The 10,420-nt window shown below is 35.6% G+C and carries 10 protein-coding genes; 5 read left to right on the forward strand and 5 right to left on the reverse strand.

The features are described 5' to 3' along the window. Positions 1 to 33: 33 nt before the first annotated feature. Both QWT87_RS13980 and QWT87_RS13985 read right to left on the reverse strand, forming a co-directional pair. On the reverse strand, positions 34 to 618 hold the full coding sequence (locus tag QWT87_RS13980; RefSeq protein ID WP_108409666.1) for a DUF3109 family protein: 585 nt from the start codon (positions 616 to 618) through the stop codon (positions 34 to 36). Between the two features lie 5 nt (positions 619 to 623). Beyond that, on the reverse strand, positions 624 to 1,529 hold the full coding sequence (locus tag QWT87_RS13985; RefSeq protein ID WP_185208506.1) for a DUF6427 family protein: 906 nt from the start codon (positions 1,527 to 1,529) through the stop codon (positions 624 to 626). A gap of 42 nt (positions 1,530 to 1,571) precedes the next feature. On the opposite strand from QWT87_RS13985, the gene QWT87_RS13990 reads away from it, so the two are divergent. After that, positions 1,572 to 1,805 (forward strand): DUF6341 family protein, encoded by a 234-nt coding sequence (locus QWT87_RS13990; RefSeq protein WP_087705988.1) that lies wholly within the window; start codon positions 1,572 to 1,574, stop codon positions 1,803 to 1,805. A gap of 76 nt (positions 1,806 to 1,881) precedes the next feature. Here QWT87_RS13990 and QWT87_RS13995 read toward each other — a convergent pair whose 3' ends face one another. Further along, positions 1,882 to 2,319, reverse strand: a complete 438-nt coding sequence (locus QWT87_RS13995) for a universal stress protein (RefSeq protein ID WP_116097576.1) — start codon at positions 2,317 to 2,319, stop codon at positions 1,882 to 1,884. A 59-nt stretch (positions 2,320 to 2,378) separates the two neighbouring features. After that, the gene (locus QWT87_RS14000) at positions 2,379 to 2,984 is read right to left on the reverse strand and encodes a fumarylacetoacetate hydrolase family protein (protein WP_116097578.1); all 606 of its coding nucleotides are present in this window, start codon (positions 2,982 to 2,984) and stop codon (positions 2,379 to 2,381) included. Between the two features lie 1,034 nt (positions 2,985 to 4,018). Here QWT87_RS14000 and QWT87_RS14005 point away from each other — a divergent pair. Together QWT87_RS14005 and QWT87_RS14010 are read left to right on the forward strand one after the other, a co-directional pair. Next, positions 4,019 to 4,699, forward strand: coding sequence for an IS110 family transposase (locus QWT87_RS14005; RefSeq protein ID WP_302716606.1), 681 nt, complete (start codon positions 4,019 to 4,021; stop codon positions 4,697 to 4,699). Next, a complete protein-coding gene (locus tag QWT87_RS14010) occupies positions 4,662 to 5,051 on the forward strand; it encodes an IS110 family transposase (protein WP_302716608.1) in 390 nt (129 codons plus the stop codon). The genes QWT87_RS14005 and QWT87_RS14010 overlap by 38 nt, the downstream gene beginning before the upstream one ends. A 36-nt stretch (positions 5,052 to 5,087) precedes the next feature. Here the strand turns inward: QWT87_RS14010 and QWT87_RS14015 are convergent, their stop codons facing one another. Next, positions 5,088 to 5,486, reverse strand: coding sequence for a putative signal transducing protein (locus tag QWT87_RS14015; RefSeq protein WP_302716609.1), 399 nt, complete (start codon positions 5,484 to 5,486; stop codon positions 5,088 to 5,090). Between the two features lie 520 nt (positions 5,487 to 6,006). Between QWT87_RS14015 and QWT87_RS14020 the strand changes: the two genes are divergently transcribed. Next, positions 6,007 to 7,638 (forward strand): T9SS type A sorting domain-containing protein, encoded by a 1,632-nt coding sequence (locus QWT87_RS14020; protein ID WP_302716610.1) that lies wholly within the window; start codon positions 6,007 to 6,009, stop codon positions 7,636 to 7,638. A 2-nt stretch (positions 7,639 to 7,640) separates the two neighbouring features. Beyond that, positions 7,641 to 10,420, forward strand: a 2,780-nt coding sequence (locus QWT87_RS14025; protein WP_302716612.1) for a hypothetical protein, incomplete at its 3' end; no start/stop codon positions are given.

Here is a 10,420-nt window from a genome sequence, read left to right on the forward strand (position 1 = left end):
ACCCTAAAAACCCGCTCACTCTCTAACCCAAAATTAAGATCCATACTCCTTCTTCCATTCTTCAGCCACTTCGCTCAGAACATCGTAAAATTCTTCACCATATTTTCGGATCAAAGGCGTTTTCAGGAATTTATACACAGGAACCTGCAATTCTTTTCCTAAAGTACAGGCATCGCTGCAGATCTTCCAGACATCATAGTTCAATGCTTTGAAGGTAGAATATTCTTTAATACGGATCGGATAAAGATGACACGAGATCGGTTTTTGCCAGTCTACTGCGCCGTCTTCATATGCCTTTTCAATACCGCATTTTGTAATTCCTTTTTCATCAAAAGTTACGTATGCACATTCGCGGTTTTCCACCATTGGTGTAACGTACATTCCGTCCATCGGATCTGTCGTCCATGTTCCGATCTTTTCGATGGATTTAATACCTTCTTCGGTAAGATAAGGCTTCACTTTCTCAAAAATAGAATCTAAAATTTCCAGTTCGTCCTTATCCAAAGGAGCACCTACATCTCCTTCCACGCAACACGCACCTTTACATTTAGAAAGGTTACACACAAACTCTTCAGAAAAAATATCTTCGGAGATCAATTTATCGTCTATCTGAATCATAATCTTTAAAATAAATTAAAATAAGTTCCGGCTTTAAAACCGATTAAACTGAAAATAAGCAGCCACAAACCGACCTCCTGCATCCAGTATTTCGGCAGAAACCGAAGCATTCTGCTGATAATAATAGTGGAAGGAAAGGCAAGAAGAAGTAAATATTCGTAGTTTTTATTCATGTAAAGAATAATCGTAATCAGCTGAGCCATCGAAAAAACAAGCAGAAAAGTATATTTATAGCGGCTTATCGGGCTTTTTTTGTTATAATTTCTGAAATGATCGTACACAGCGTAGATCAGCATGCCAATTACAGGGATCAAAGGCAGAAGTTCTGTATAATCTGTCACCGGTTTCATCTTACCGAAAGGAAAATAATCGATATTCCAACTTTTAAAATCAATAAAAAACATTACCGAAAAATAACTGAAAACAATTAAAACAATTCCCAGCAAAAACCTGAAAATATTCAGACTTATTCTCTCAGAAGTAGCAATGACGTGAATAATCACAAAAACAGCCATTGGCCATGTTGTCGGAAGAAAAATAAAATTCAGGGCAACAATGGAGCCTACCAGAACATAAGATTTTTTTCGGATGTCCTCATTGGTACTTGTCAAAAGCAGCAAAAGAAAAGAATTGGTAAGCAGTGCAACCGCAATTCCGATGTCTACATTTCCGGGATACAGCCCGAAAACAAAAAAAGTATATAAGAATAATGGGAGATGCGTCTGATAATTGAGCGCAATACTGTGAAAACAGAAATATCCCAGAGCAATTCCCAGAAACGTAATTCCGGCAATAATCCCCTCATAAGTGTTGAAATTCAATAAATTAAAAGTTATTACTATTAAAAGAAGAAAACCAATATAAACAGGAATTGAAAAAATATTGCTTTCTTTTGAAAGTAATTTAAACATTTTTTATAAATTTGTACAAAGTTAATTTAAAAAAGGAAAATAATGACGTCTTTCTTTCTATTCTTAAGCAAAGTTTTCAAATGGTCTTTCGGTTTCTTTGATGCTTTCGGTAATGTTTTGAACTGGATTCTGTTTATCGTTTGTTGCGTACTGTTCACTTACTGGTGCTATGTTTTAGTAGTTACTCTTGGAGGTGATAAAGATAAAGACTACTATTCTCCAACGGAAGGTAAGAACCCTTACTACGATCCGAAAATCTACAAAAATGAAGGTTAATTAATTGGTTATATAGTAAAAAGCCGATCAAATAATTTATTTGGTCGGCTTTTTTATTAACGATTAAAATTACTTTTTAGTCATGTATCGGAAGAACCAGAACAGGAACTTTAGAATCCTTTGTGATGCCTTTTGTTAGACTTCCTACAAAAACATCATAAATCCCGCTTCTTCCATGGGATCCCATGACGATGAAATCTGCTTTTTTATCTTCCGCATGTTCCAGAATAATATCTTTTGCGATTCCCTGTTTCAGAATATGTTCGCATTCTACCTCATGCGCCAGAATTCTCTGCTGAATTTTGTTCAGCTGAACAAGTTCTTCCCGAATCTCGTTTTCCTCTACTTCCGGAAAATACTGAAATCCCATATCTCCGATCGCAAAGCCGATATCCGAAGGTGCAACATGAATTAAATAAATTCTGCCGTTTACCTGCTTAGCGAATTTTACAGCTCCTTCCAAAAGCTGTTCTATCTTGTCCCCAAAATCTACGGGTAATACAATATTTACCATAACCTTTAATTTTGTCTACTAAAGATAGGAAAATTATGCCAAAAGTTATGTTAAATTACTTATAATATTCGGATGTCTAAAACTTTTTCATCTTCCAGATAAGCTTCCAGAATATCATTCTCTTCCACTTTTCCTACGCCTTTCGGAGTTCCTGTAAAAATAAGATCTCCCACTCTCAACGTAAAATACTGCGACACAAAAGCAATAATGTCATCAATGGTGAACATCATGTCCTTCGTATTTCCGTCCTGTACCTTTTCCTTGTTCTTCAGTAAAGAAAAATTCAGGGAATCCAGATTAAAATTTTCCTTTTTAAAGAAATTTCCCACTACTGCAGAACCGTCAAAACCTTTCGCCAGTTCCCAGGGCAATCCTTTGGATTTTAATTCACTCTGAAGATCTCTCGCGGTAAAATCTATTCCCAGCCCGATTTCCTCATAATGCTTGTGTGCTGTTTCTTTCTGGATGTATTTTCCGCCTTTTGATATTTTTACAACAACTTCCAGTTCGTAATGCACATCATCTGAAAATTCGGGAATGTAAAAATCATTTCCCTTCAAAACCGCTGTATCCGGTTTCATAAAAATGACTGGTCTTTCCGGGATTTCGTTGCCCAGTTCTTTTGCGTGTTCGCTGTAATTTCTTCCTATACAGATTATTTTCATACTCTTCTATTTTGTCTTTGCGAGAATCGAATGCGGCGAAGCAATCTCAGTCTCACATTATTTAATAAATTTTTATTTTAACGATCGTATACTTCCATCCTCCATCTTCCTTTCTTTTTTTAGGAGCTTTTTCCCGCTTTCCACTGTATCTTTTTTGTTACGGGCTCCGCTTCTCTCCGCCCGCAACAGAAAAGGATGCCGTTTCAATCGGGGCTATGAGAAGTGAAGGGACAATTTCTACAAATTAATCATGAATTTTCCAATGTACAATATTTTACTTCCAAAAGAAAATTCATACCTCTTCGATTATAAAGCATCACTTATCAGTCATCAATCATAAATTATCAATCATAATAAAAAACCACCCCGGCAAAAATTCAAATGAATTTTTGCCACCCCTCCAAAGGAGGGGAATCGTTACGGCTTTTTTTCAATATTATCCTTATGATGTAATAAGAATGACAAAGATACTGTCATTTGCTGAGTGAAACGACTTTAGGAAAGGAAAATATACACAATATTTTATTGTTTTCTTTTTTTATTAATTTCTTGATTTTCGCTGTATCTTTTAATCATCAATCATCAATCATCAATTATCAATTATCAATTATCAATTATCAATTATCAATTATCAATCATATTAAAAGACCACCCCGTCAAAAATTCATTTGAATTTTCGCCACCCCTCCAGAGGAGGGGAATTGTAACGTCTTTTTTCAACATTAAGTTGTCGTACAAATACCAATACAAATATACAGCTCATTTGCTGAGTGAAGCGTCCTTGCAAACGAAAAATATCACAATACTTTCAAAAAGACATTGCGACCCTTTAGTTTGTAAAACAATAAATTTAAGAACTAAACGCATTCACAAGAAACAGGGTGAACCGGTTTGCGTCAGAGGTAATAAGACCTATGCAATGATTATGAACCCTGTTTCTTATAAGAGCAAGATCATAATAGAAATTTAGGATTGCGACCTATTATCAAGGGCTTAGATACAACTCTTATTGTGAATGACAAACTTAAAAAGTTATGAAACAAAAGTACGTTATTGGAATTGATATTTCCAAATCAAAATTAGACTGTGCGTTGATGGATTTTGAATACAATATTCTTTACGAGATGATTATTCCTAATACGGAGCAAAAGATATTTTCTTTTTTGAAAGACATAATGAAGTTATTGAAAATAACAAAAGAAGAATTAATGATTTGTTGTGAAAATACAGGAATTTATAACCGTCCGTTAGAACTGTTTTGTACCCAATCTGATTATTTGCTTTGGGTTGAACATCCCGTAAAAATCAAGAAAGCATCGAGTGATCTGCGCGGAAAAGATGATAGGAAAGATGCCCGAAGAATCGCAGAATACGCTATTCGTTATCACGACAAGAAGCTTCCATACAAAGAACCTTGCCAAGTTGTGAAGCAAATGAATGTATTGAGCAAATCAAGAGATTCTCTACTTTTACAAAAGACCGCGTTGGAAAACCAATTACGAGAAGCGAAAAGCCATGATCCGTTCGAATTTAAGGTATTGAGCCAATCTTTTTCCAAAACATTGAAAACACTTATATCAGAAATAAAGAAAATTGAGAAACAACTTTTGACACTGATTGAAAGTGAGGCGGAAAAAAAAGAACAAAGACTTATTGGTCTCCATTCCTGGGATCGGAATGCAAACCGCCATCAATTTTATCATTATTACAGATAATTTTAAGAATTTTGAAAACGCAAAACATTTGGCGTGTTATGCGGGAGTCGTTCCCTTTAAAAATCAATCCGGAACGATTGTAAAGAAAGAACGAATCTCAAAAATGGCAAACCAAAAGCTGAAAAAATTACTTCATTTATCCGCCATGGCAACCATCAGATCCGATAAGGAGCTCAAAGCTTATTTTGTGAGAAAAGTAGAGCAGGGCAAAAATAAGATGAGTGTACTAAACGCCATAAGAAACAAATTGGTGCACAGAATAATGGCTGTCATCAAAAGACAACAGCCCTATTTGTCGAAGGAAGAATTTTTATCAACAAAAAATTCAGATTTTACTTGCTTATTAACATAGAAATCATTGCGTTAAAAAAATCAATTTCTAAAAGCATTAATGCGTAAACTCATTCCCGCAATAATAACAGACAAATTTATGGCTCGTTAAAATCGAAATTCCGAAAAAACTGGTTGCACTGTCGTCCCTGTAAATATGGTTAGAACCACATTTCGGACAAACGAAATCAAATTCAGGATCTGCAATGGTGTGTTCCACTTCCAGAGAAAATTCTTCGTTTTCTTTGTAATCTTTCAATGCCAGATTGGCTTTTTCAAGATCCTCTTCAAAAACCTGAAGCTGAATTCCACCAATTGCCTGAGAAAGCAGCCAGTCCGACTGGATTAGCTGTTCGTTCGCAATAAAACTGTTGATGCCGCTTTCCGCAAGAATCTGTTTGTCCCGGTTCGCCTGAAGCGCCGTTTCGTAAAATTTGAATTTAACCAGTTCACTCATCGTCTTTTTACTTTTTCCATGTTTTTTATAAATATAGTTATTTTTATTTTTTTAAGTGAATGAACTTACGTAATGTAAGCGCAACAGATTCAAATTTATTTTCTTATAAAATTTTAAACAAATCATTGTAAACCAAACCATCCACCGTACGCTGAGCGGAGCCGAAGCGCACATTAAAACACACCCATAAAAGATATTTTTCATCATAATTTCCAACCTGTTTGAAAAAAAATGCATCCTTTAAAATAAAGCGACATGTTTTGTCGTTAATGAAATGTAATTTTGCAGAAAAGTAAAAGGGACGAGATTTTCTTTTTACCGTTCTGAACAAAAATTAATAAAGACAAGGCTGCTAAAAGCGCATAAAAAAGACTAAAAAAACCATGATTAAAACAAATAAATTTCGGACAGATTCTGTCAAATTCAGTATCAATTCTTTAAGAATGCGGATTTCCAGATTTTTCTAAGCATTCCCTTTCTTAATTTTCACCTTATAATAACTTTTAAAATTACACGACACATGAAAAAACTCGGCATGAGTATGCTCACCTTGTGCAGCATTCTGGGTGTTTCCGCCCAGGAAGTAGTCTGGCAGAAAGACATCCGGTCTTCTACGCAGGACTTTCTTTCGCAGGTCACCACAACCATCGATCAACAGTATTTAATTACCGGAAGCAGCATCCGTCCTGACAACAATCAACCAGCATCTGACAACAAAAAGCAGAACAACGGTTACGATTTCCATTTGGTTAAGCTTAACCAGCAGGGCGAAGAAGTCTGGGAAAAATATTTCTCAGGAAAAAACCATGATTTTCTTTCGGCAACGGTTAACACTCAGGAAGGAGGGTTTCTTCTTGCCGGAACTTCCTACAGCGGAAAAGGACTGGATAAAAAAGAGGATTCTAGAGGCGGCAGCGATTTCTGGCTTATCAGAATCAACGAATTTGGCGATGAATTATGGCAGAAAACGATTGGCAGTACAGCGGACGAAGAAGCAAGGGCGGTGATCCAGACGACGGATATGGGGTTCTTTGTAGCAGGATCCTTCGGCTCCGCTCAGGATCCAAAAATGAGAGGCTACGGCTCCAAAGATGTTTTGGTGGTACGACTGGATAAAAACGGGAAGGAACTATCCCAATTGATTTTAGGCGGAAAAGGATTGGATGAAGTGGAAAAAATGATTCCTACCAAAGATGGTGGAGCTTTACTCGGAGTGTATTCCAGAAGCGGAGCTTTGACTGGAAGCGGGAAGAAGGAGGCTGGAAGTAGTAAAACCATCAACTATCAGCCAAAAACAAGCAACAATTTTGGTGAAGGCGATTACTGGATCGTGAAACTTTCGAAAGACGGAAAAGTGGAATGGGAAAAGAACTTCGGGGGAAAAGGCGATGATCATCTAAGAACACTGGCGCTGACTTCAACCGGCTACCTGATCGGAGGAGAATCCAGATCGGCAAGATCGGGAAACAAATCCGTCGGGATTGAAGAGGGCACCGACCTCTGGTTGATCTCCATTGATGAAAGGGGCGAAGAACTCTGGCAGAAATCCTACAGCTTTAAAAACCGCGATGTTCTGATGGGAATGAGCGTCATTGCCGGAAAGCAGGAAGACGGAGGCGGGAAGTCTAAAGGGATTCTGCTGGGTGGTTATACACAGGCGGAAGGCAGGATTGAAAATGATGACGAGACTTTCTGGATGCTGTATCTCGACCAGAACGGAAACGAGCAGTGGAGAAAGCACGTGAAGGGAGAATCCCGAAAAAAAGAAGAACGGTTATCTGATATTAAGCTGAACCGTGACGGATCGATTGTACTCGCAGGAACCAGCGCAGAAGAATTGGGAAAAGAAAACTGGAAGATCGTGAAGCTGGGGGATAAACAGGTTGACCAGCTGATCGAAAAGCAGGATATCAGGATCTACCCGAACCCGGTAACGGATTATGTGTATGTGGAGCTTGGGTTTGAGGGCTTGAGAGAGGGAGCGTTTGAAGCTGAAATTGCAGTGTATGACATGGGTGGCAGAAAGCTTGAAACGGTAAAAACGAAAAATAAAATCACCAAAATCAACACCCAGCCTTTGATTCAGGGGGCGTATCTGGTGGTGGTGAAAACCAATGACAAAACGTCGAATGCTAAAATGATTAAAAAATAAATATGATGAAGAAAATAATAACCATACTTATTACAAATATATTTTTAAATATTTACGGGCAAAAAATGGATCATATCCAAAATATTACGCCACAGCCACCAGAAGTAAACGCAATTTTAAAGTCATTTGAAACACCAGTTTCATTATACACAGGAAGTCCGGATATTTCAATTCCTGTTTACAATATACAAGAAGGTGATATCAATTTTGATATTAAATTATCTTATAACAGTACCGGAATAACAGTAGGTGAAAGAGCTTCCTGGGTTGGATTAGGATGGAATTTATCTGTTCCAACCTTAATTAGAAATGTAAGACAAGTTCCTGATGATTTTCCGCAAGGTTTTTTCTATGAAACAAATTATAAAGTCGAAAATGTTTATAATATAGAAAGTACTGTTGGTCCAAATATTCCGCTTACTGAAATTACTAACGTTTGTCCACAATGTAGCATTATAGGAAATCTGTATAAAGATGGTCAGTTGGATTTAGAATCAGATGATTATAGAATAACACTTCCCGATGGTAAAAGTATTTCGTTTATGGTTAATCAGGAGAGAGATGTAGAACATCCCATTGGTCACATTGTACAATTTCCTGATTCGGATTATAAGATTGATTATATTTCTTCTACCGGAAATTGGGAAATTATAACTCCTCAAGGATTTAAATACATATACATTGCAGGAAATAAAATAATTGCACAACATACTTATACCATCGGAGGAACATCTATTGGAACAGAAACCTCAATTAAAGATCAAATTTATAACAGTACATGGATATTATCAAAAATTATTAGTCCAAGTAATCATATTCTTAATTTTGAATATGACTCTGTTCTTTATGAAGATTGTGACCTAATTAACCAAATAAAAACAGTTGCGTATGATGAAACTGCTTTTCCTGATGATGGAAGGAATATTGTTTATACAAACTATTCAAAAACTAAAGGAACAAATTTATATATAAGTAGAATTTGGGGAAATTTTGGAGAAGTAACTTTCAATAAAAATGAACGTTTAGATTATACTATATATGGTAAAAAATTAAATGGTATTGATATAAAAAGTAAATCGGGTTTAGTCAACAGAATATCTTTTGATTATGATTATATGATAAGTACTTCTGTATCTCCAAAATATACTTGCAATAGATTTGAAAATGAAAACGACATTTCCAAGAGGCTTATGCTGAGGAAAGTCATATTCAATTCTCAAACTCCCAAACCTGTATCATATCAATTCAGTTATAATAATCTTCCTTTACCCAACAGGCTGTCTTATGCAAGGGATTGGTGGGGATATTATAACGGACAAGATAATAATCTGGGATTAACACCCAGTATTGATCTAGTTATGGAAGAAGACAATAACAGAGATGTAAAACCAGCTTTTGCAAAAGCTGGAATTTTAGAAGAAATTCTCTATCCAACAGGAGGGAAAACAAAATTTCAATTTGAAAGTAATAGAGGTGTTTTTCATGAATATAATACTTCGCAACAGCAAAAAATTCATGATATTATTCCGTTTGTTCTGCAAGATCATCTCTTTTCAACAAATGAGAATATAACTCCGATGCTAAATAAGGTATATCAGTATCCTTTAAATATTTCAGCGGATCAGGTAACTACTAAAGCAATGCAGACAGTTGAATTATTTACAACAACTAATCAATGTATTTATCCTGATGACTCTCTCCCCTTAAACAACAGTTGCTCCATTTATTATTCCGTTATTGATAACAATAATGAAATCATTATACCTAAATCATTACTGAGAAATAATGTAACAAGAACTTTAGAAATACCTAGAAATAAACTATCTAATGGACTACAATTAAAGGTAGAACTATATGCAGGAAAAAACCTTCCTTATACTCAGGTTTTCGATTATAATCAGCATGAAGCTACGATCAGTTTTAAAAATAAGGTAATTGATACAACTTTAGCTAAAATGACTCAATATGGTACCGAGGTTCCTTTTGGAGGATTAAGAATTAAGAAAATTGAGAATTATGAAAATAATATTAATCCAACTATAAAAGAATATGATTACAAATCTGAAGGTATAGAAAGTGGGTTGTCATTATTTGAATTAGACTTTCTTCAGACAACTCCAGGAAGATTGTTTGTAACATCACAAAGCAGATTTCCTATGCAGACAGGGAACGGATCGCTAATAGCCTATACTGAAGCAAGGGAATTCAGAGTAAATCCTGCTACCGGTGAACGCAATAGTATTTCGCATGGTTTTGATAATAAATATTTGTGGGGAAGCTATGTTGGTTCATGCTTTTTTAATAGCGGAATAGGAGATGGATTACAGTCAGGTTCTGTACCTTGTTACGAAAACCCTATGAATGGTAAGTCTATTTTTGTTAATTATTCAGACAAAAAAATAGAAGTTTATGATTACCAAAATGTAATGACTGCTGGCAAAAATTTAAAAAGAGTCTATGGCTTAGATTATGACAGAGTAATAAAGCCTAAAGATTTTACTTATATGATGACAGGACCAAATCAAGTTTATTTAGGGGCACATTTTTTCTATTATAATTTTAAAAACTTTGATGAACCGGATTATTCTAAAGAGTCTAAAGATATCTTTAATGGAAATGAAGTAATTACAAAAGCAGAATATAAAAGCTTGTATCCAACTCATCATCAGATAACAAAACAAATAATAACTAATCCTGATAACAGCATCACAGAGACAAATTACCAGTACGCCCACGAAAAAAACAACCAGTTAATGATCAGTAAAAACATGATCGGTATTCC

This window comes from Chryseobacterium urinae (assembly GCF_030518295.1).
GTDB classification, from domain to species: domain Bacteria; phylum Bacteroidota; class Bacteroidia; order Flavobacteriales; family Weeksellaceae; genus Chryseobacterium; species Chryseobacterium mucoviscidosis.